Origin of the sequence: Botrimarina hoheduenensis (genome assembly GCF_007859815.1) — a bacterium.
Lineage (GTDB): Bacteria > Planctomycetota > Planctomycetia > Pirellulales > Lacipirellulaceae > Botrimarina > Botrimarina hoheduenensis.
In genome coordinates, this window is record NZ_SJPH01000003.1 from 207,087 (window position 1) to 229,050 (window position 21,964).

General features: G+C 63.4%; 23 protein-coding genes. 2 read left to right on the plus strand and 21 right to left on the minus strand.

Translation table 11 applies throughout. The features are described 5' to 3' along the window. Nucleotides 1-170: 170 nt before the first annotated feature. Nucleotides 171-1,475 carry a dicarboxylate/amino acid:cation symporter gene (locus Pla111_RS08110; RefSeq protein ID WP_197524862.1) on the minus strand — a complete coding sequence of 435 codons (1,305 nt, stop codon included), beginning with the start codon at nt 1,473-1,475 and terminating at the stop codon, nt 171-173. A 301-nt stretch (nt 1,476-1,776) separates the two neighbouring features. Between Pla111_RS08110 and Pla111_RS08115 the strand changes: the two genes are divergently transcribed. Beyond that, on the plus strand, nt 1,777-3,081 hold the full coding sequence (locus Pla111_RS08115) for a GAF domain-containing protein (protein ID WP_146573181.1): 1,305 nt from the start codon (nt 1,777-1,779) through the stop codon (nt 3,079-3,081). Between the two features lie 6 nt (nt 3,082-3,087). Here the strand turns inward: Pla111_RS08115 and obgE are convergent, their stop codons facing one another. From obgE to Pla111_RS08130, 3 genes are all read right to left on the minus strand, one after another. Further along, a complete protein-coding gene (gene obgE / locus Pla111_RS08120; RefSeq protein ID WP_146573183.1) occupies nt 3,088-4,095 on the minus strand; it encodes a GTPase ObgE in 1,008 nt (335 codons plus the stop codon). A gap of 144 nt (nt 4,096-4,239) precedes the next feature. After that, nucleotides 4,240-4,494, minus strand: coding sequence for a 50S ribosomal protein L27 (gene rpmA / locus Pla111_RS08125; RefSeq protein WP_146573185.1), 255 nt, complete (start codon nt 4,492-4,494; stop codon nt 4,240-4,242). A gap of 128 nt (nt 4,495-4,622) precedes the next feature. Next, the gene (locus Pla111_RS08130) at nt 4,623-5,519 is read right to left on the minus strand and encodes a hypothetical protein (RefSeq protein WP_146573187.1); all 897 of its coding nucleotides are present in this window, start codon (nt 5,517-5,519) and stop codon (nt 4,623-4,625) included. A 371-nt stretch (nt 5,520-5,890) separates the two neighbouring features. Between Pla111_RS08130 and Pla111_RS08135 the strand changes: the two genes are divergently transcribed. After that, nucleotides 5,891-7,753: a cation:proton antiporter gene (locus Pla111_RS08135; RefSeq protein ID WP_146573189.1), complete on the plus strand. Its 1,863-nt coding sequence runs from the start codon at nt 5,891-5,893 to the stop codon at nt 7,751-7,753. A 92-nt stretch (nt 7,754-7,845) separates the two neighbouring features. Here Pla111_RS08135 and Pla111_RS08140 read toward each other — a convergent pair whose 3' ends face one another. The 17 genes from Pla111_RS08140 to rplF form a co-directional block, all read right to left on the minus strand. Next, nucleotides 7,846-8,709, minus strand: coding sequence for a DUF3891 family protein (locus tag Pla111_RS08140; RefSeq protein WP_146573191.1), 864 nt, complete (start codon nt 8,707-8,709; stop codon nt 7,846-7,848). A 129-nt stretch (nt 8,710-8,838) separates the two neighbouring features. Further along, nucleotides 8,839-9,876, minus strand: a complete 1,038-nt coding sequence (gene fba, locus Pla111_RS08145) for a class II fructose-bisphosphate aldolase (RefSeq protein WP_146573193.1) — start codon at nt 9,874-9,876, stop codon at nt 8,839-8,841. A gap of 170 nt (nt 9,877-10,046) precedes the next feature. Continuing rightward, a complete protein-coding gene (locus Pla111_RS08150) occupies nt 10,047-10,922 on the minus strand; it encodes a hypothetical protein (protein ID WP_146573195.1) in 876 nt (291 codons plus the stop codon). Nucleotides 10,923-11,085: 163 nt separating this feature from the next. Next, a complete protein-coding gene (locus tag Pla111_RS08155; protein ID WP_146573197.1) occupies nt 11,086-11,661 on the minus strand; it encodes a hypothetical protein in 576 nt (191 codons plus the stop codon). Nucleotides 11,662-11,848: 187 nt separating this feature from the next. Then, complete coding sequence (locus tag Pla111_RS08160) at nt 11,849-12,514, minus strand: bL17 family ribosomal protein (RefSeq protein ID WP_146573199.1); 666 nt, start codon at nt 12,512-12,514, stop codon at nt 11,849-11,851. Between the two features lie 69 nt (nt 12,515-12,583). After that, nucleotides 12,584-13,582, minus strand: a complete 999-nt coding sequence (locus Pla111_RS08165; RefSeq protein ID WP_146573201.1) for a DNA-directed RNA polymerase subunit alpha — start codon at nt 13,580-13,582, stop codon at nt 12,584-12,586. Between the two features lie 232 nt (nt 13,583-13,814). Further along, entirely contained in the window at nt 13,815-14,447 is a 633-nt protein-coding gene (gene rpsD, locus Pla111_RS08170) for a 30S ribosomal protein S4 (RefSeq protein WP_146573203.1), read from the minus strand. Nucleotides 14,448-14,539: 92 nt separating this feature from the next. After that, a complete protein-coding gene (gene rpsK / locus Pla111_RS08175) occupies nt 14,540-14,938 on the minus strand; it encodes a 30S ribosomal protein S11 (protein WP_146573205.1) in 399 nt (132 codons plus the stop codon). 224 nt (nt 14,939-15,162) lie between these two features. Then, nucleotides 15,163-15,546, minus strand: coding sequence for a 30S ribosomal protein S13 (gene rpsM, locus Pla111_RS08180; protein WP_146573207.1), 384 nt, complete (start codon nt 15,544-15,546; stop codon nt 15,163-15,165). 182 nt (nt 15,547-15,728) lie between these two features. Next, a complete protein-coding gene (rpmJ, locus tag Pla111_RS08185; protein WP_146573209.1) occupies nt 15,729-15,842 on the minus strand; it encodes a 50S ribosomal protein L36 in 114 nt (37 codons plus the stop codon). Between the two features lie 697 nt (nt 15,843-16,539). Continuing rightward, nucleotides 16,540-17,352, minus strand: coding sequence for a type I methionyl aminopeptidase (gene map, locus Pla111_RS08190; protein WP_146573211.1), 813 nt, complete (start codon nt 17,350-17,352; stop codon nt 16,540-16,542). 92 nt (nt 17,353-17,444) lie between these two features. Then, a complete protein-coding gene (locus Pla111_RS08195; RefSeq protein WP_146573213.1) occupies nt 17,445-18,032 on the minus strand; it encodes an adenylate kinase in 588 nt (195 codons plus the stop codon). 81 nt (nt 18,033-18,113) lie between these two features. Continuing rightward, nucleotides 18,114-19,475 (minus strand): preprotein translocase subunit SecY, encoded by a 1,362-nt coding sequence (gene secY, locus Pla111_RS08200; protein WP_146573215.1) that lies wholly within the window; start codon nt 19,473-19,475, stop codon nt 18,114-18,116. A gap of 157 nt (nt 19,476-19,632) precedes the next feature. Beyond that, on the minus strand, nt 19,633-20,214 hold the full coding sequence (gene rplO / locus Pla111_RS08205; RefSeq protein WP_146573217.1) for a 50S ribosomal protein L15: 582 nt from the start codon (nt 20,212-20,214) through the stop codon (nt 19,633-19,635). After that, on the minus strand, nt 20,211-20,705 hold the full coding sequence (gene rpsE, locus Pla111_RS08210; protein ID WP_146573219.1) for a 30S ribosomal protein S5: 495 nt from the start codon (nt 20,703-20,705) through the stop codon (nt 20,211-20,213). Before rpsE ends, rplO begins: the two co-directional genes overlap by 4 nt. A gap of 90 nt (nt 20,706-20,795) precedes the next feature. Further along, nucleotides 20,796-21,164 carry a 50S ribosomal protein L18 gene (rplR, locus tag Pla111_RS08215; protein ID WP_146573221.1) on the minus strand — a complete coding sequence of 123 codons (369 nt, stop codon included), beginning with the start codon at nt 21,162-21,164 and terminating at the stop codon, nt 20,796-20,798. A 71-nt stretch (nt 21,165-21,235) separates the two neighbouring features. Continuing rightward, the gene (gene rplF, locus Pla111_RS08220; protein WP_146573222.1) at nt 21,236-21,778 is read right to left on the minus strand and encodes a 50S ribosomal protein L6; all 543 of its coding nucleotides are present in this window, start codon (nt 21,776-21,778) and stop codon (nt 21,236-21,238) included. Between the last annotated feature and the right edge of the window lie 186 nt (nt 21,779-21,964).

Genomic DNA, 21,964 nt, shown 5'->3' on the forward strand with positions numbered 1-21,964 from the left:
TCGGTGCCGTTTGCGACAAGCGGGAAACCGATCCGGCTACGATTCCCGGACAAGCTCTTGGGCTGACGCTCACGGAAAAGCGGCCGGTCTACAGTGTGCCGGCTAGCAGAACGCATCACGGCCGACTATCCGTGCTACCCGCGCTCAGGGACTGCATAACGCGACTCGGCTCAGTTGTGTGGCTCAGGCTGGTAATCGTCGTCCCACTCTTTCGGTTGCGGAGCGTGCAGCTTGCCGCTGCTCTTGGCCACGAGCATCGCGACCGTTGCGTCGCTCGTGACGTTCGCCACCGTGCGGAGCATGTCCAGCACGCGGTCGACCGGGAAGATCAGCGCGATCCCCGCCTCGGGGACGCCGACCGCCCCCAGCACGATCACCAGCATGACGATCCCCGCGCTCGGCACGGCCGCGGTGCCAATCGAGGCGAGCATGGCGGTCATGCCAACGGTCACGAGATCGCCGAGCGAGAGGTCCACGCCAAACGCCTGCGCGATAAAGACGGCGGCCACCGCCTGATACAGGCTCGTGCCGTCCATGTTCACGGTGGCGCCGATCGGCAGGACGAAGCTCGCCACCTCTTCGTCCACGCCCAGGTGCTCTTCGACGCGTTCCATGGTTACCGGCAGCGTTGCGGCACTGGAGCTGGTGGAAAACGCCAGCAGTTGGGCCGGTGCCAACCCGCGAAAGAACGCCCCGTAACCCACCCCGGTAAAGACCCGGACGAGCGTCGGGTAGAAGACAAAGATCAGCACCAAGAGCCCCGCCACCACGCACAGGCTGTACACGAGCAGCGCGAGGAACACGCTCCACGAGGGGGTCTCCGCCACCAGCGCCGCCAGCAGCGCGAACACGCCGATCGGTGCGGCGAGCATGATGAGGTCGATCAGCTTGAGGATGACCGCGTTGAGCCCGTCGAAGAACGCCTTCACGGGACGGCCTTCGGTCTCGGGCACCAAGATCAACCCGACGCCAAAGAACAGCGTGAAGATAATCACTTGCAGCATCGCGCTGTTGTCGGCGGCCGCGGCAAAGATGTTGCCGGGCACAAGATCCACGAGCGGTTGTAGCGGTCCCTTCTCTTGCTGCTGCGCGGCGATCGCGATCTTGCCCGCCGCTTCTTGCTCGGCAGAGGCCATCAGCGTGTCGCGCGTTGCTTCGTCGATACCCGCTCCGGGGCTCACTGCCGTGGCGATCACCAACCCGAGCGTCACCGCCACCGCCGTGGTGAACAAGTACAGCACCACGGTTCGACTGCCCATCGAGGAGAGGCTCGACAGGTCCTTGAGGTCCGACACCCCCTTGATGAGCGACGCGATGATCAGCGGCACGGCGATCACCTTCAGGGCGTTGATGAAGATCACGCCCAGCGGCTTGATCCAGTCGATCACCAGCCAATCAAGACAGGCCAACGTCGCCAACCAGCCGACCAGCAGGCCCAAGACCATGCCAAGCAGAATCCGCACGTGTAGAGGCATCGCAAACAATCCGCTACGCGCCGCCCCCCACTGGGGGCAAGTCGCTGGGAAGGAGGAAACAGGAACAGAGGGGTCATCAGAGCGAGCGGCTGCCGCCGGATCGACCAACGAACCTGCGACAAGCCGCCTGTCGGCACAGCTTAGCGGGTTCCAGCCGTCATAACCCTCCCTCTTTCGCTCCAACACAACCTCAAGCTCTGAAGTCCCGATGTAAGTCCGTAGCGGTTAGCGAAACCCTGCGGTCGCAGGGCTTCCCTCCCCCCTGCCCTCTCTCCCCCTGCGCAGTCCGGTCTGCTTGTCGATGTCCGATCCGCTCACGCCGACGCCCAACGGTTTTTCGATCGCCGATCCGCTGCAGCTCGGGCCGCGTTTGGCCCCGCCCGCGGGGATGGAGGCGGTGGTCTCCGAGTCGGCGCAGCCCTGCGCGGGGTCCGCCACCGAGCAGCGACTCGTGGCGGTGCTCGGCGGCGCGGCCCGCGGGCTCGATTTCGCTGCGGCGGAACTCTGGCTGCTCGATAGCGGCACGCGTTCGCTCACCCGGCGCGCCAACTGGGACCCCTCGCGCACCGTCAAACCAGCACGCCGTCCGCTGGCGGAGGCCGAGGCCGATTTGGCGGTGCTCGCCGGCGGAGCCGTTGTTGTCCAGGACGCCGCCGAGGCACGGCCGTGGGGACTCCATCGCTCAGCCGCGGCAGCGATCGCGGTCCCCGTCTCTTCGGCAACCACCATTCACGGCGTGCTCTGGCTCTTTGATGCCCGTGCCCGTGCCATCGCCGACGAAACGGTTGAGCTGGTCGAGATCATCGGCGGGCGTCTCGCGCTAGAAATCGAAGCCGAGCAAGCGGCGAGCGAACGCGATCACCACCCGCTCGGCGATGCCGCTGCGGCGGCGTGCGAAGCCGAGCCGGCGTCGCTGACCGCGGAGCTGCCGACCGAGGCCCCGCAGCAGGGAGCCTTGCAACTGGCCGGACGAACCTTTGACCATGGATCGGTCGCGATGCACGATTGGCACACGCTGGCCGATGGTCGGGTGCTGGCCACCGCGGCGTCGATTGTTGACTCGCCCGGCGATCCGTCGGAGTCGGCGCTGGTGGCGCTGCAATCGGCGCGTGTCGCCGCACGGACCCTTGCCGAGTCTTCCGCTACGGCCGGCGATCTGTTGGAGCGCGTCAATCGGGCGGTCTACGAGGCCACGATGTCGGGCGAAGGGGTCTCGATCGCGATCGCTTTGCTCGATTCGCCGCTCGAGGCTCAGACCACCGGCCAGCCTCTACGGGGCTCCTACGCCGCCGCAGGACCCGCTGGGGCGCTGCGCGTGCGTGTCGCGAACACCCAGGCAATCCTGCCCGATGCAACGCCTCTCGGCTGGGACCAAGAGGCGGCTTACGCGTCACGCTCTTTCGAGCTTGCCACGGGCGAACGACTCGTGCTGATCGCGGGCGACGTGCGGCTGACCAGCCCGCTTGTGGAGCGCCGACTGATTGACGCCTATGAATGCCTCACCGCTAAGGGGCTACAAAAGCTCAGCGCTAAAGCGTGCGTGGCGCGGATCGCGCAAGCCGGCTGCGAAGCGATCGACGCCGCGATCACCCTCCAACGTATCTGACCCTCGTCAGTCGCGGGGCGGATGCAAAGCGGTCCAAGCCGCTTCGACCAGCTCGCGCAGCCCTTCGCCGGTCGCGCTGCTGAACCGCAGAACGGGCCTGCCGATTGTCTCTTGCAGCTGGGCCTGGACATCAGCGGATTCGGGCAGCTCGGCTTTGCTCACCGCAACCACTTCGGTCCGCGACGCGAGATCGACCCCTAGCTGCTCGGCGTACTGTTCCACCTCGCCGCGGATCACGCGGTAGTTTTCCAGTGGGTCAGACTGGTCCATCGGTGCCGGCTCGACCAGATGAATGAGCACACGGGTGCGTTCAACGTGACGCAAGAATTCGTGCCCTAAGCCCGCCCCCTGGCTGGCACCCTCGATCAATCCGGGGATGTCGGCCATCACGAACTGACGATCGAAGTCAACCTCGACGATGCCGAGGTTCGGTCGTTTGGTGGTGAACGGATAGTCGGCGATCTCAGGCCGAGCGCGACTGACGCGGCTGAGCAGCGTGCTTTTGCCGGCATTGGGTTTGCCGAGCAGGCCGACATCGGCAATCACCTTCAGCTCAAAGATGACATGCCGCCGCTCGCCCTTTTCTCCGCGGGTGTACTCTCGCGGTGTTTGGTTGATGGAGCTTTTGAAGCGGGTGTTCCCCTTGCCGCCGGCACCGCCGCGTGCGGCAACCACCGTGTCGCCGTCGTTCTTCAGGTCGCGGATGACGAGGTCGTGCGCCGCGTCGCGGAGCACCGTGCCGGGCGGAACGTGAATCACGAGATCGTCGGCGCACGCGCCGTGACGATTGCTTCCCTGCCCCGGCACTCCACCGCGAGCACGCCAGTGCTTGCGATGCACTAGCTCTTGAAGGCTATCGACTCCCTCGCGCGCGAGGACCACCACGTTGCCGCCGTTGCCGCCGTCGCCCCCATCGGGGCCACCGCGGGGGATGTACTTCTCGCGGCGGAAGCTCATGCAGCCATCGCCCCCCGAGCCAGCCTCGATCTCGACAGTAACGCGATCAACGAACACGGTAGGGCTGCTGGCGGAAAAAGGCGATCGGCAGCGCAACGAAAAAGTAGCGCAATAAAAAAGGGCGAGCCGATCGGGATCGGCTCGCCCTTGGCTTGATGGAGGGATCGCTCGATCGGCGTCAGCAGGCGAGCGAGCGGCAGATCAGTTGGCTTCGAGCGGGGCAATGTTGATGCGACGGCCCTCTTGGTCGAACACCACATGGCCTTCGGTGAGCGCGAACAGGGTGTAGTCCTTGCCCTGGCCAACGTTGCGTCCCGCACGCCACTTGTTGCCAAGCTGACGGATCAGGATGTTGCCCGCGATGACATGCTCGCCGCCGTACTTCTTCACACCCCGGCGCTGGGCGTTCGAGTCGCGGCCGTTGCGGCTTGAGCCTTGTCCCTTTTTGTGTGCCATCGCAGGGTCTCCGAGTGCTTGGTCGGCTGTGCTGGGGCGGGGTCGCGGTTTTAGCCGGAGAGGCCCCTACGGCCCCTTTCGGCAAACGGACCCACGCTGGGGGAGAGTCGTTATTCGAGCCCCACAGATTACCGATACAGCCACCGATAGGCAACCCCTTCGTCGACCCCGTACAGGCTCGCCTTGCCCGGCGGAACCCCGAGCCGCACCTCGTTTTCGTGCTGCAAAAAGCGGTCGCCGGGCCGCCAGAAGTTAAGTTGCAGGGTCTGGCTGACAAACTCGCGCCCCTTGCCCGGTGCGTCGCCCGACTGATAGAGGCCCGCGGGGTCGGTCCAGTCATAGGCGTTGGTCAAACCCCTGACAAAGATGCTAAAAAAATCGATCTCGGGGTCCAGGTCGGACCAGGTCGCCACGCCCCACCGCTCTTCCCCCACTGCCAGGGGCTCAAGGGGCATCTGAACCGAAGAATACAGCCGCCGACCGGGCACCTCACGCGCGCGGATGGCCTCGACGGCACCCGGCATGACCTTGTCCAGATACGCCCGGTAGATCTTTCCGCCGTTGGGAGCCAAATCGTTCCCCTCTAGCACCAAATGGGGCAGGAACCGTACCGGGCCCGAATCGGTTGGCTCGGCGAGAAACTCGCCCGTCTCGGCCGACTCGGTCGGGTGCAAAGCCATTCCCGTGTTCTTGACCCGATAAACCAGGTACCAGACCAGCTTTTGCTCGCCGCCGTTGGCGGGCAGCAGACGGATCATGCGTAGCGGCTTGAAGGCAAACTCCAGCCGCCAGACGTCGCGACGGAAACGCACCTCTTTGGCTTGGTTGTGCAGGGTTTCGCTGGGGCTGAGCACGCGCGGCTCCCATTCCAGCGTCTTGTCGGCCAGCACTTCGACCAGATCGTGAACGCTTGCCGTCGAGTCGGGATCAACCGCCGCAGCGAGCACGGTCTCGACTCCCGGAGCGAACACCCGCGGAGCACGCCGCTCCTGAGCTTCAGCAAGCGGCGTCGCGGCCAACATCATGGCAGCGAGCCCCACGAACGCCACCAACGGGTGCGTAGAGCGAGGACAGGCCGGTCGTTGTGCCGGGAGAGAGATCATCGAGAGCTGCCTGACGGGGCCGAAAGGTGCGGGGCGGCGGGGCGTAGCGAGCCCAACCGGGCAAACATCTAGTCTAGTTGCCGTGAAAAAGGGGGGCAACTTACGCGGATCGGGCAAAGCCCGCCGCCCCCCCTCCGCGAGCCCGCCTGCCGACGCTGGAAACGGTTTTGTGGGTTATCCCGGCCCGCGGTCGCCCGGCGTGGGCGACAGAGCAGCGGGCAAGTAGACTGAGCCCGGCTTGCCACAGGGCGTTTCCCGAAGATCGAAACGCCGGCCCCCTCTCGCCTTTGCCCATGGAACCGCCCATTACTCTCACCACCTCTCTCTACCTGGCCACGGTGCTGGCCCTAGGGGTCACGGCGCAGTGGTTGGCTTGGCGAACGAAGCTGCCGGCGATTGTTCTGCTCCTGGCCTCGGGGTTCGGGTTGGGCCTGATCGTCGGACCGCCCGAAGACTATGTGGGTTCCGAGGCCCTCTTGCCGATGGTCTCGTTGGCGGTGGGCGTGATCCTGTTCGAGGGGGGTCTCAGCCTGCACTTCAAAGAGGTTCGCGAGACCGGGGCGGTCATCCTCCGGCTCGTCACGGTCGGACTGGCCGTGACCTGGGCCGCCTCGACCGTTGCGGCTCACTGGATGCTCGGCTTCTCGTGGCCGATGGCAACCTTGGTGGGCGCGCTGCTTACCGTTAGCGGCCCGACGGTCATCCTCCCGCTGCTGCGTCAGGTGCGCCCGGTGGGCCGCATCGGTTCGGTCATCAAATGGGAAGGAATCGTCAACGACCCGATCGGGGCCGTGCTGGCCGCGTTGGTGTTTGAGGTTGTCGCCCACGGCTTTGGCGAAGGGCTGGCCCGCGAATCCGCTTTTATCCTCGGCAAGACCGCCTTGGTGGGGCTGGTCCTCGGCGGGGGTGCCGCGTGGCTGATCGTGCAGATGCTGCAGCGCTACCTGATTCCGGACTACCTCCAAAACCCCATGGTCTTGGCGCTCGTGGTCCTCGTGTATGCGCTCTCGAATGCGCTGCAGTCCGAGTCGGGGCTCGTGACCGTGACGGTGCTGGGCTTGCTGCTCGCCAACCAGAACCGGACCACGGTCAAGCACGTTATCGAGTTCAAGGAAAACCTGCGCGTGCTGCTGATTGCCGTGCTGTTTATCGTGCTCTCATCTCGCGTGAAGATCGGCCAGGAAGAGGTCGGCCAAATCGGCTGGGGAGGCCTGCTGTTCGTTGCCACACTGATCTTGGTTATCCGCCCGGCCGCCACCCTGCTGGCTACCGTCGGTAGCGACCTGAAGCGTAACGAGCGACTCCTGTTGGCGTGGATTCATCCACGCGGGATTGTCGCAGCGGCGGTGGCGTCTCTGTTCGCAATCGGACTGCAACGCAGCGATGCCGTCGCTCCCGAGATGAAAGCAGAAGCTGACAAGCTGGTGCTCATCACCTTCCTGGTAATTGTCGGGACCGTGCTCACTTACGGTCTGACACTCGGCCCGCTCGCGCGGCGGCTCGGGCTTTCACGCGATGACCCGCAGGGGGTGCTGTTCGCCGGTGCTTCGACGATCGTTCGCCAGATCGCTCAAGCTCTGGAAGCCGAAGGCGTCCGCGCCATGCTTGTCGATACCAACCCGCAGAACGTCGCCGCGGCCCGGATGAACGGCTTAAACGTTCACTACGCGAGCATCGGTAGTGACTTTGTCGTCCAGGGAGTCGACCTGGGAGACATCGGTCGTATGATCGCGATGACGCCGAACGATGAGGTGAATTCGATCGCGGCGATGGAGTTTCGCGAGCCCTTTGGCAGCGCGAACGTCTATCAACTGGCCCCCTCGGCGAAGACCAGCGAACGCCATCGACGGATCCCCGACCACCTGCGCGGCCGCGTGCTCTTCGGAGGCGACGTCACCTACGAAAAGCTGCGGCAGCGGATGGAAGAGGGCGCGCGGCTGAAGGCGACCACGCTCTCCGAAGATTTCAGTTTCGAACGCTTCAAACAGCAGTACGGAGATAACGTGCTGCTGCTCTTCACGTTTCCAGAAAATGGCAAGCTGCGGATCGGTGCCGTGGATCAACCGCTCGAGCCCAAAGCCGGCGTCAAGATCCTGGCCTTGGTGAACCCTCCTGCGGAAGGTTTTCACGCCAACGAAAGCGGCATCTTGCGTTAACCGCGACGCTACGCAACCGAGCGGCTGGGGAGCCTTACGTCGCGCGTACGGTGATGCGCCTGAAGAGCGTACCGCCCGCCTCATCGCGGCGATCATCCCTGCACACGCGGCGCGAGTCGCCACGCAAGACGACAGGGCGATTGTTGCTTGCGCAAGTCGCTCGCGGAATTCCACCGACGCTCGGCGGAAACCGAGACGGCCTCGGCAGTAAGCACTAACTCCGCGGCTTTGAAAGGCCAAGGATCGACGTCTACCCACCCGCTGCCGATCGGCTTGCTAGGTTCACCTGTCGTCTCCCTGGCGGGCGTGAAGTGGACGCCCACCAGAGGGGCCACGCCGCCAACAATCAGCGGCTCAGCTTGTTCCATCGGCTCATCTCGGCTGGGACACAGGCAGCAGAACCACAAGCTCATCCAGTCCAGCGCTTGCAACCACTCCAGGCAGTTCTCGGCAAGGATTGGTGTGTGCTGGGTTGAAGCGTCGAGCCATTCCCGAAGCCAGTCCGCACGCAGGGCGTCTACCCGTGCGAGCCATGGCCGCCACTGTTCGTAGTCCTCATCCACTTTGGACTGCAAACGGGAGAAGTGACTCGCAACGACCCAGCCTGCTAGCGGACCAATCGCGCGACAGATGTCGATCGAAGCGGACCAGATTCGCTGGGCGTCGTCCGGAGGCATCTCGGTAAATGAGTAGGGCCTCCCGTGCTCGGGATCGATGCCGGGGCTAGCCCACCAGTCGGCCCAGCCATCATCGTGATGGAGAACCGCCCGCAAGAACTCGGCACGGACACCGGCTAGCGGAGCGGCAGGGTCGGTCGCCGAGCACAGCAGCGGCGCAACCCGCTCGTTGCCCCAGGCGGCGGCCAGCTCGTGGCTCAGCCGGGCGTGCTCCTGCTGAGAAATCAGCAGCCATTGGGCGGGTGATTTTGCCCCTCGCGGGGCAGCGCGGCGGATCATGCACGACCTCCGGCTAACGCCTGCAGCCGAGCATATCGGCCACGACACAAGCAGCTAACTCAGCAAGCCGGCGAGGCCCATCCCCACCGGCTTGCTCAGAAAATTCAAACCGCAAACGATGCGCTTCGCTCAGCGATAGTAGCTAACGAAGTCGGCAATGGTCTTGCACTTGATCTTGCCGGCATTGCCCGCCTGGCCAAAGGCGGTCATCCGCGCGATGCAGGTTTGCTTCATCGCCTCGCGGGCGGGCTTCATCCAGTCGCGGACGTCGAACTTCTCGGGGCTGGTGAACAGCAGCTTACGCACCGCCCCGGTCATCGCCATGCGGTTGTCGGTATCAACATTGATCTTCCGCACACCGTGCTTGATCCCTTTCTGGATCTCTTCAACCGGCACGCCGTAAGTCTGCTTCATCTCACCACCGTACTGGTTGATGATGTCTTGCAGCTCTTGCGGCACGCTCGACGAGCCGTGCATGACCAAGTGGCAGTTGGGCAGACGCTTGTGGATCTCTTCAATGCGACCCATATCCAGCACGTCGCCGGTGGGCTTCTTCGTGAACTTGTAGGCACCGTGGCTGGTACCGATCGCGACCGCAAGCGCATCGACGCCCGTATCGGCAACAAAGCGTTCGGCCTCGTCGGGATCCGTCAGCAGCTGGTCGTGCGAGAGCGCTTCGGTAGCACCATGGCCGTCTTCTTGCTCACCGCCGCCGGTCTCGAGAGAACCAAGGCAACCCAGCTCTCCTTCGACCGATACGCCCTGGGCGTGCGCCGAATCGACCACCTTCTTGGTCACCGCGACGTTGTAGGCGTAGTCGCCGGGGCTACAACCATCTTCCTTCAACGAGCCGTCCATCATGACACTTGTAAAGCCCTGGTCGATCGCGCTCTGGCAAGTGTCGGGGCTGTTGCCGTGATCCTGGTGCATGACGATCGGGATCTTGGGGTGCAGCTCTGCGGCGGCCAGCATCAGGTGACGCAGGTACGCATCCTGCGAATAGCTCCGCGCCCCACGCGAAGCCTGGATAATGACCGGCGAGTCGGTCTCTTCGGCGGCCGCCATGATCGCCTGGATCTGTTCCATGTTGTTGACGTTAAAGGCAGCCAACCCGTAGTTGTTCTCGGCGGCGTGATCGAGCAACAGGCGCATCGGGACCAGGGGCATCGGAAGACTCCTCGATTCTCTTACGGCTTAGTTAAAAGCGGGCCAATTGGCCGGCGGGGTGCTTGGACAACTGTCTTAGCTCATCCCACAGCGTACCGCAGCAACCGCGGCTTTTCGAGTGTCCCCAGGGCGGCAGAAAGCCGCACCCCTCCCCCGGCCGACGACGCCACTCAGCCGCCCAGGCCGGGGTCCCGCGGTGCCCCAAACGCCGGGTCGGGCGGGGCCTGCGTCAGCCGGATCAGGATCGCTTTGCGATGGCCGGTTGGACCCTGATCCGCTTGGTGAAAATAGGGGCCAAGCTGTCCCGCACAGTCGGGCAGACTCGTCACGAGCAGCATCTCTCCCACTACCAGCGGGGCCGCGACCCGCAGTTCGTCGTAAACCCGTTTCTCACGCTCCATCTTCTGGAACGCGATCATGCTCGTCTCGTCGCGGACCCACTCCGCACGGGGCGAGCCGAGGTGCAGCTCGGGGGTTAGGCCCACCGCATACGCGCCGTCATCCCCCCGATCAACCCGCAGCCGATACACCGCCTGGGCGTTTCGGAAGGTGGAACCCGTCAGGTCCGCCTCGAGCACGATCGCCTCTTCGTAGACCTGCGAAGCGAGCAAGGTTACCGGCTCTCCGGGGCGTACGGCCATGGTTCTTCCGCGGACCCCTGTCTGCTCGCCGAGCCCCGATTCCTTCTCATCGGGGGCCGGCGTCGCCGCCTCGCCGGAGTCTGTCTGGTGACGCCGACGCCCCAGCGGATCCAGCAGCCGAACGATCACCTCCGGCGGTGCTCCTCCGACAACGCCTGCCCGCAGACCATTGCCCAGCAGCGCCGACCGTCGCTCAGGATCGATCCGGTCCTCTTGAACGAAGCGCCAAAGCTGGCGATCGAACTCGGGACCTTCCGCCGGCAGATTGGCCCAGAAGATGTCGAGCGTCACCGCATCGGACGACGCCCGCGCCGCGCGCAGCGGCGACTCGTGTTTCGTTTCGAGCTTATCCACCATCAGCAACGAGCCGCAGCCGCCGGTGCTGATCACCAAGCCCAGCGTCAAGAACAGCGCAGTCGAAAAAGGGCCGTTTCTAGGGCCGTCGCGCCACACCGAACGAGCGATGATAAAGGAACGCCTGATCACGCTCGGACCGTAGCGAAATCGCCGCTTCGCGGCCAGATCGACCCCTGCGGTAAAAAACGGGGCCCCCCCGTGGGCGAGCCGCTCAGGCCGCTGCTAGCGGTGCCAAGCGTGGCACACGAAACCGACGACCGCTTACCCCACCGTGCTCTTGTACGAGTTCCTCGAAGTTCACCTCGAGGAAGGCGTACACCCCCGTCGGCGGATCGGCTGAAAGCCACCGCTTGGCAAGGCCCGCCGCGTGAGCGTCGTAATCCTGCTGGCTATGGCCATGGGCGTAGCAACGGCCATCGTGACGGCGTAGGTCACCGTCCATCGCCGGCGAGACGTGCCACAACTCGTGCACAATCGTTGTGAGCTTCTCTTCCAGCGCGTGATCGAGAAACCGGGGCAAGTAGAAGTTCAAGAGGTAAAGCAGCTCGCGGCCATCATCACCCAACACCCGGGGACAACCATAAACGCGGCGACCGCGGCGTTCCGTGATGGCACCGTCGCGGAAGCGCAGCGGCGTGAGCGACGCTTGCAGGCCATGGGGCACGCGAGCGCGAGCCTGTCGATAGCCCACACCGATTCGGTCCATCTGCACGTGAGCTAGCTCCGGCAGCCGGCGTGTGAGATCCACGCACACAGCCCGCATCATGGCAGAGAAATCAAGCGGCATGGTTGCTAGCGAAGGGTTGCTGGCAAAAGGGTTGCTGGCTAAGAGTGGCGGCGTAGCGGGTAAAGGCCGGGGCCAAACGAGCGAAGACCGACTCCCCATCGTGGAGGGGAACCGGTCTTCGTGTGATAACGTTTTCTGTGTGGCCGGAGGAAGATCGATCGGCCGAGCGTGTCGCAGAGCGAAAGCTTTAGGCTTCGCCAGCCGGGGTGCTCTCTTGGGCCGGGGCATCCTTAGCAGGCTTGGCCTTCTTGGCAGGGGCCGCGGGGGCGGCGTCGTCCGCATCGAACGCCGGACGCTCGCTCTTGACGGCAACCCGGTCACGAACGCCAACAAACTCCAGGATCGCGCGGACGCCGGCATCTCCCAAACGTGGAGCGGCGAGACGCATCACGCGGGTGTAACCGCCGGGACGCTCCTCAAAACGCGGGGCGATCTCCTCGAACAACACGCTCACCGCTTGCTTGTCGCCCAGCAGCTTCAAGCAGCGACGGCGCGCCGTGACGGTGGGGGCAATCGCTTGGTTCCACTTCTGCCAGCGGTCGCTGCTGCGCCACTTCTTCCAGGCATCGCTGCCGCGCTCAGCACCGGGCGCGAGGTCGGCCGCGGCGCGAGCCGCCGGCAACGATCGCTTGGCAATCGTCACACACTTCTCAACCAGCGGGCGGACTTCCTTGGCCTTGCTGATGGTCGTGACGATGCGGCCCTTGACCTTCGGCTCGGACTCAAGCTTTAGGTAGCGCAGATCGTCGGTGTCCCGCTCCGTCAGGATCAGCGCGCTGGCGAGGTTGCGGAGCAACGCCCGTTGGTGGTTTGGGTTGCGGCCTAACTTGCGGCCTCGACGGCGGTGTCGCATGGCAACGTGAGCGGTTAGCGGAAACGGTTGGTCGCAGCAGAGGGGGGGAGGGAATCTGGCCCGAAGGGGTCAGACACCAACAGCGGGCGGAACCCGCATTCCAAGATGCAGGCCTAGCTTGGCGAGCTTCTCTTGGACCTCAGTAAGCGTGGTCTCGCCAAAGTTACGCACTTCGAGGAGCTGATCCTCGTTGCGGGTGACGAGCTCACGCACGGTCAGGATGTTCTCCGACTCCAGGCAGTTGCCCGCCCGGACGGAAAGATTTAGGTCAGCAATCAGGGTGTTCAGCTTGGCCTCGATCGCCGGGTCCATGCCCGTCGAGCTTGCCACGCGCGCCGCACTGCGGACCTGGGGGCCCAACTCCGAGTACTGAACAAACGGGTTGAGGTGCTTGCGAAGGATCTTGGCCGACTCGACCATGGCCATCTCGGGCCCGACCGAACCGTCGGTCCAGATCTCAAGCGTCAGCTTGTCGTAGTTGGTCTTCTGACCGACGCGGGTCTCTTCGACCGCGTAACGCACGCGTGTGACAGGGCTGAAGATCGCATCGACCGGGATGATGCCGATCTCTTGGATGTTCTGGCTGTGCTCGCTGGAAGGGACATAGCCGCGTCCGTTCTCGACGACCATCTCCATGACGAACGGCACGTTGTCGGTCAGCGTGGCGATCACGTGATCCTTGTTGATCACCTCAACCGACTCGTCGGTCTCGATGTCGCCAACGAGCACGTCGCCGGCGGAATTACGCTCCACGCGGAGCACCTTCATGCCGTCGCTATGGTTCTTTACGACCAGCGACTTGACGTTCAGCACAATATCCGTGGCGTCCTGAAGCACGCCGGGGATGGTGGTGAACTCGTGCTGGGCATTGTGGATCTTGATCTGCGTGACCGCACTGCCTTCGAGGCTCGAGAGCAGGATGCGGCGAAGGCTGTTGCCAACCGTTGTGCCAAAGCCACGCTCGAAGGGCTCCGCGACGAACTTGCCGTACGTCGGCGAGAGCGATTCTTGCTCGCAATGCACCATGCTCGGGAGTTCGAGACCGCGCCAACGGATATGCATGGTTATCTCCTTGAGAGGCGGTTAGTAAAGCTGCCGCGAGGTCCGAGGGGCTTCTGGCGAAACAGAAGCGGCGGGGCGATCGGGCTTCGCTTGTGCGGAGCGGCGGAGGCCACGCGGCTGATAATCGGTAACGAGTTGTCGCCGAGTTATATGTTGCCGAGTTACTTGTCGCCGAACGGTAGGTAAGGAAGGGGGTGCCGGCAGGTGAGGCCGGGGACAAACGAACTTGCCATGCGGGTCAGCGCGAGCAAAGCTCAATGATCAGTTGTGTATCGATCGGGAGCGAGACGTCTTCGGGGCCCGGTAGTCGCCCAACGATCCCCTCGGGAACCTGGCTCTCGGTGATCGACAGGAAGTCAGGAACGTTCTTGCCGCCGGTGTCGGCTTGTGCCGCCCGAACGATATCCAAACTGCGAAGCTTGTTCTTGACCCGCACCACGTCGCCAGCGCGGACCTGGGCGCTACCGATCGTGCACTTGTGACCGTTGAGCGTCACGTGGCCGTGGCGAACGAGCTGGCGTGCCGCGGAACGGCTCGAACCAAACCCGAGACGATGCACGACATTGTCGAGCCGACGCTCGAGCAGCGAGAGCAGTACGTCGCCCGTGTTGCCCTTGGCACGCTCGGCCTTATCGAAGTACAGCCGAAACTGCTTCTCCAAGATGCCGTAATAGTGCTTAACCTTCTGCTTCTCCCGCAGCTGAATGCCGTAATCGGTTTGCTTGTTACGGCGAGCCGATTGCTGCTGACCAGGGGGAGTGTTGCGACGCTCGAAAGCGCACTTCGGCGAATCGCAGCGGGTGCCCTTGAGGAAGAGCTTCGCTCCGTCGCGACGGCAAAGTCGGCAAACCGGTCCGGTGTAACGTGCCATAAGTGGCTTGTAGTTTCTGAGGCTGCAGGTGTTTGGTAAAGGAACAATCGGCTCGCGGCGGCCACACGGGCCGCCAGCCAAGCCAGCGGGAATCAGACCCGACGCTTCTTGCGGGGGCGGCAACCGTTGTGCGGAAGCGGCGTGATGTCTTCGATCGACTTGACCTTCAGGCCAGCGGCTTCGAGGGCCGTGATCGCGCTCTCGCGACCACTGCCCGGCCCCTTCACCTTGACGTCCACGTCACGCAGACCGTACTTCTTCGCCTTCTCCGCGGCCTGCTGAGCGGCACACTGACCGGCGAACGGGGTGCTCTTGCGGGAGCCCTTAAAACCGCTCGTGCCACCGCTCGCCCAACACAGGGTATCGCCCTTGGTGTCGGTGATCGTGACCGTCGTGTTGTTGAAGGTTGCGTTCACATAAGCAACGCCCGCGGCGATGCTGCGACGTGTACGGCGACGTGAATCGCTAGTGGACTTGGTGCTCTTGGCCACGCTCGGGTCTCTTGGGGATATGAGCTCTCGCTAAGCTGAGCTCGACCGTGCTGAATTTTCTGTCGGTTTTTTGTGGTCGTGTTTTCTGCGATCGAGGGGGGGGCGTTGCCGGGGAGACAAAGCCCCCGGCTTTCACCCGGTCTGCCGGAGCGAGCGGTGGGGACGGCTGCCTCGCTGCTGCCCCACTCTGTTCTGCTGCCCCACTCTGCCGGGTGCCTCCAAAATCAGCGTAAATCCTTGACGCCCTTCTTGCCGGCAACCGTCTTCTTGGGACCCTTGCGGGTCCGAGCGTTGGTCTTGGTCCGCTGCCCACGCACCGGCAAGCCGCGGCGATGACGCAGACCCCGGTAGCAAGCAATTTCACGCAGACGCGAAATATTCTGCGAAACCTGACGCCGAAGCTGACCCTCGACCACATAGTCCTTGTCAAGCAACGCCGCGATCCGGGCGACCTCGTCCTCCGTCAGATCGCGCGCCCGCGACTGAGGATTGAGGCCCGCCTTGCTGCAGATCTCGCGGGCGACCTTCGGACCCACTCCGTACAAGTACGTGAGTGAAATCGCCGTGGGGCGATCGGGCGGAATATCAACACCAAGCAGACGAGGCATGCTGTTTCTTGAGCGGGCTGCTGAGGTTGGCCTCTCGCCCCTGGCAAGAGACCCGGATGAACTGGGTTACGGATTGATTTTGTGAGCTAGCCTCGCCGAAGGGGCTCCCGGCGGAGCCGACTCGGCAAGCATCGGGTAGCAGCTACCAGAGCGAGAGAGCAACTCTCACTGCTGCCGGCTAGTTACCCTTGCCGCTGCTTGTGCCGGGGGTTCTCGCACACGACGCGGATCACGCCACGGCGGCGAACGACCTTACACTTAGCGCAGATTCTTTTAACGCTCGCACGGACCTTCACGGCAATACTCGCTGAATTTTCAAGCTGACCGGTTCGCGGCGGACACCGCCTCGTCGCCTCCTGCTAAAAGGACGCGAGAGGCTTGGCTATCCACCTAGCGGAGCCGAATCAAACGTTTGGTCCCCTGAGGGGTGCGACGCTTGCCGCAACATCAGGGGACATGGTTAGCCAAAACCGACCTGAGCCGACTTCGGTTGCAAACTTCGCTCTTTATGCTTGGCACTAATTTATGCTTGGCACTGGCTAGCCCGATGGCTTAAGCCAGCCCCACCAACTCGCCCCGGGCTTCTACTGCTTCTTGGCGAGACTGGAATCCTCTCCTCAGCCGGGGCATGTGCGTCGCATCGGGCGACAACGCTCCCTGCTGGTCTCGCCGATTTGGGGCGAATCGATAAATTTAGGCGATGCCCAACCCGCTGCACAAGGCCCGTTTCGAAGAAAGAGTCCTCCCGTGCCGCGACACCCTTTGATTCTTGGAGATTCGACCGGCACCAGACGCTACTTTTATCCAATCCTCCTATTCCGCCGACCCCAGAGAGCCTGCGAAAAGCCGTGCGCCCCCCCTGTTGTGATCCTACGGGCCCCCCACTCCGCCGCTGATCCTCAGGGGTGGTAGGTAGTCGGTGCTCAGTGGTCGGTGGTCGGTGGTCGGTGGTCGGTGCTCCGCGCTTTGGCATCGGCCTTGCCTCCGGACCACTCAGTCCTCCAACAGCTCCAGCTCATCCTCGGCCGGGGCGGCGGTTAACCGCTGCGGACCGTCGCGTGTGACGGCGATCGTGTGCTCAAAGTGGGCGCTCGGCTTGCCATCGCGCGTGACCTGCGTCCAGTCGTCGGAGAGGAGCTTCACTTCCTTGGTGCCCATATTGACCATCGGCTCGACCGCGATCACCAGCCCGGGCTCGATGCGGAAATCGCCCCGGCCGCGAAGCGAGCGGCTGACAAAGTTGGGTGCCTGAGGGTCCTCGTGCAGGTTACGGCCGATGCCGTGGCCAACGAAGCATTCAACCGAGGAAAAACCTTGCTCCTTCACGTACCGAGCCATCTCGCGAGCCACCTGGCTCCAGCGGGTCTTGGTCTTCATGAGCTCAAACGCCATGTCGAGCACCGTGCTCGTGCAATCTAGCAGGCGCTGAACGTCGGGCGCGACCTCACCCACCTTGTAAGTGTAGGCGGCGTCGCCGCACCAACCGCCAAGCTTGACGCCCGTATCCAGACTCAAAATGTCGCCTTCCACCAGGGGCTTGTCGTCCGGAATGCCGTGCACCACGGCTTCGTTCCGAGACATGCAAGTCACGGCGGGAAAAGGGGCCTTGCCCTCCTCCGCGTTGGGGTAGTCCAGAAAGAGGGGCGTGCCGCCGCGGCTGAGAAAGTACTCGTGCACCGCGGCGTCGATCGCGCGGGTCGTTATCCCGGGGCGGATCATCGCCCCGGCAATCTGATGGGCCTTCCACACCGCCAGACCGGCGCGCCGCATCAAGCGGATTTCGCGTTCGGACTTAAGTGTGATCACGCGGCGTGGCTTTCCTGTCGGTCCAACAATAACGGCGGAGATGTGGGCGTTATGACACCCACAACAAGCCTAGCAATTCGGAGGCTCGGCGCTCAGCCCGAGACCGCCCCGGTGCGGTGCTGGGCGACTATCGCTTTGATCGATTCGTTGACACGGGCGAACACCTCATCCTCAGCACCTACGGCGTCGATTCGCCCGAGCACACCGCGTTGCTGATAGTAGTCAGACAGCGGTGTCGTGAGCTCCTCGTAACCCCGCAACCGTTCGCGGATCGTTTCCTCAACATCGTCGGCACGGCCACGTTTGGAAAGACGGCGGAGCAGCTCATCGCGCGGGACAACAAACTCGATGGCTGCGGTCAGCGGCGTTCCGCGGTCGGCGAGCAGTGCGTCGAGCGACACGGCCTGAGCCCGGGTCCGCGGGAAGCCATCGAACAGATAGCCGGCCACGCAATCGTCATCCTGGAGCCGCTCGGACACCAACTGGAGCACCAAGTCATCCGGCACGAGTTGCCCCGAATCGAGATACTTGGCCGCGGCCAGACCGACGTCTTCGCCGTCGGATCGCGATTTACGCAAGACGTCACCGGTCGAGAGGTGGGTCACACCAAGCGACTTAGCGACCCGCACCGATTGGGTACCCTTGCCGGCCCCGGGCGGTCCTATAAATACGATTCGCATGCCGCTCGCGCCCACTCTCTCGTCGGATCGCCCGATGACGCTGGTGCGCCGACGCCCTCGTGCCGGTAAGCACATGGGGCTTTACTCGAGCAAACCCTTATAGTTTCGCATGACCAGGTGGCTATCGATCTTCTGCACCAAGTCGAACGCTACGCTCACCGCAATGAGCAGGCTCGTCCCGCCGTAGAACATCGCGATGCCCCACTCCACGTTCATCCAGGTCGACAACAGTGTCGGGATGATTGCGATCAACGCCAGGAAGCCGGCCCCGACATAAGTGATCCGGAACATCACCTTCTCAAGGTAATCAGCGGTTCGCTTCCCGGGCCGGTAACCGGGGATAAACGAGCCATAATTTTTCAGGTTGTCGGCCATATCCTTCGGATTAAACGTTATGGCCGTCCAAAAGTAGCAGAAGAAGTAGATCAGGACCAAAAAGGTCAGGTTGTACAGGAAGGTTTCTCGACCGAAGGCGTCGCCCAGGGACTGAATAATCGTCCGGCCCCAACCCTCGCTCCAGCCATTGGCCATCGCCGCCAGCTGTTGGAACAACAGCATGGGAAACATCAGCAGGCTGCTAGCGAAGATAATCGGCATGACGCCGGCCTGGTTTACCTTGATGGGCAGGTACGACCGGCCGCCGCCGACCATCTTGTTGCCGCGGGTGTGCTTGGCGCTCTGCATGGTGATGCGTCGCTGGCCCAGCGTGATAAATACCGTGCCCGCCACCACCGCCACAAACATTGCCGCGAGCAGGAACAGCTTCATCGGGTCGAGGCCCGTCGAGTCTCCCAGCGCCCACGTCGAGCGGTCATAAAGCTGGAAACCGGCACCGGGCATGGCGGCGAGAATGCCCGCCATAATCAACAGGCTGATGCCGTTGCCGATGCCATACTCGTCGATCTGCTCGCCCAACCACATCAGAAAGATCGTGCCGGCGGTCATCGTTAGGACCGACACGATTTTCCAGCTGAGCAGCATCGAGCCCGTCGCCGGGTTCGTAAATTCCGACGCGATCAGCCCCTGCGATTCGGCAAAGGAGCCGACGAAAAACCAGCTCTGAATCAGACACAGCACCACCGTGGCGTAGCGCGTGTACTCGTTGATCTTCTTGCGGCCTGACTCGCCTTCTTTCTGCAAGGCTTCGAGCTGCGGGATCACGCTCCCCAGCAATTGGAAGATGATCGAGGCCGAGATGTAGGGCATGATGCCCAGGCCGAAGATCGTGATGCTCGTGAGGTTAGCGGCACTCAGCACCGCAACCTGCTTGAGCATGCTGCTGAGGCCGCCCTCTTCGCCCTGGAACCGGGCGAGCTCCTCCGCATCGACGACGGGGAGATTGATCTGGAATCCGATCCGATAGATCGCCAGCATCAAGAGCGTGAGCAGGATCTTCCGCCGGAGCTCGGGGATCTGCCAAACAACGCGAAACTTCTCGAACATGGGGGGGCGACCGCTTCCGCGTGGCGCTACGAGTCTGAGGGGGGTGTGGCGGTTGGCACGAGCGGGGGCAACGTCCTGGCCCCTTCGGCACCGCGAGCGAGTTTGTAGCACAAAACCCTAGAAGGACGCCACGGCGTCGCCCCCCGGGGGGGGCGGCTCAGCCCTCGCCTTCCGCCTCGGGCGCGGGGGTCGGGGCGGGCGCGGCGGCCTTGGGTGCCGGTTTAGCCATGGCCTTGGTCGGTTTGCCCTTGGCGGCACGGGCGGCACGCTTCTTCTCTTCCACCGGTACTTTGCCCGGCACAACCACCGCCTCGCCACCAGCAGCGGCGATCTTCTCGCTGGCCGACTTGCTGAAGCGGTGGGCCGAGATCTTGAGCTTCTTGGTCAGCTCGCCCTCGCCCAAAACCTTCAGCTCGTCGAAGCGACCCTTGGCGATGTTCTTTGCCACGAGCGCCTCGATCGTTACCTCAGCACCAGCGTCGAAAGCCGCGTCGATCTCGCCGACGTTGACGACCACCACCTGGGAAGCCCAGCGATTATTGAAACCGCGCTTCGGAACACGACGCACCAGGGGCATCGTGCCGCCCTGGAACACCGGATGCGAAGAATTGCCCGCCCGCGAGCCGGCACCGTTATGGCCACGACCGGAGGTCTTGCCATGCCCCGATCCGGGGCCGCGGCCGATCCGCTTGCGCTTGCGATGCTTATGAATGCCGCGATTGACGTCGTTTAGAATCATGACAGGGTCACTCCACGCAGCCGCTCGACCTCAGACTTGGGACGCAGCTGCTTGAGGGCCTCGATGGTCGCCTTGACCAGCGGAACCGGATTGTTCGAGCCGAAACTCTTCGTGAGAATATTGTGGATGCCGGCGGACTCGCAGACGGCACGAACCGCTGCGCCCGCGATCACACCCGTACCTTCCGAGGCGGGCAGCAACACCACCTTGGCACCACCGTACACGCCGACCACCTTGTGGGGGATTGTTGACCCCTCCAGCGGCACGGTGACCATGCTCCGCATGCCCTGCTTGCGTCCCTTCTCGACACTCGGCGGAACCTCGTTGGCCTTGCCGTAACCAAGGCCTATTTTGCCCTTCTTGTCGCCGACGACAACCAACGCGGCGAAGCTAAAGCGACGGCCGCCCTTTACCACGGCGGAGCATCGCTTGATCTTCACCACGACTTCGGACAGCTCGCCCTGCTGGCGTTCTTTCGTCTTCGGGGGCACCGGGAAACCTCGGCTGGGGGAAACGCTTAATGTTCGGGGGGGTATCGCGTGACTCGGTCGCGAGCCGCGGCGTGCGTGCGGAGCTAAAACTCAGAACTCGAGACCTGCCTCGCGAGCGGCATCGGCCAAAGCCGCAACGCGGCCGTGGTACTTGAACGATCCGCGATCGAAGCAAACCTTCTTGACACCGGCAGCGACCGCCTTGGCAGCGATCGCCTTGCCGATGGCTGCGGCGGCGTCCTTGTTGCCGCCGTACTTGATGTCGCCGCCGACCGTTTTATCGCCCGACGACGCCGAAGCCAGCGTTCTGCCCGACGTGTCGTCGATCAGTTGCGCGCTGATGTTGCGATGGCTGCGCGACACGCTCAAACGGGGCTGTTCGGCCGTGCCGTTGAGACGCTTGCGGACGCGGAAACGCCGCCGCTGACGCTGACGCTCGATTGCTCGGTTCTTGTCCATAACTCACGCCTAATCGCGAGCCGGCCTCAAAGGGTCGCGGATCGCAAGGGTCTTTTTGTCTTGCTGAGGGATTACTTACCGGTCTTACCGGCCTTCTGACGAACGCGCTCACCTTCGTAGCGGATGCCTTTGCCCTTGTAGGGCTCCGGCTTGCGGACCGCACGAACTTCAGCGGCAAACTGGCCGACCTTCTGCTTATCCGTCCCCTTCACCACAATGTGGGTCTGGTCCGGGCAGCTGACATCCAGTTCCTTCGGAATCTTTTTGTGAATCTCGTTGGCGAAACCAACACGCAGCTGAAGCACATCGCCGGCGATCGCGCCGAGATAGCCCACGCCGTGAATCTCCAACTTCTTCATGTAGCCATCGGTCACGCCGACCATCATGTTCGCGAGCAGCGCTCGTGTCAGGCCGTGGAAAGCACGGTCGGCACGGTCATCTGTGGCACGCGTACAAACCACTTCTTTGGCGTCCGCATCCACCGTGACGGTCACCTCGGGACGATGCTCGAAGACGAGCTTGCCGAGTTTCCCCTCAACGGTCACAACACGGTTGGCGACGTTGACCGTCACACCGCTGGGGATCGCTACAGGTTTCTTGCCGATTCGGGACATGATTCGGAGCTGTTGGCGGAAAGGCCTTCAGCGCTCAGCTAAGGGTTGTCTGCTTGTTTACCGCCGCAACAAAAACTGCTGCGGCTTACTTGGTTGTCTTGATCACAGCCTTGTCTTGATCACCGCGTCTTTTGCTTGTGCTGGTGGATGGCCGATGCGTCGTAACTCCCCACGCCAGGGGCACCC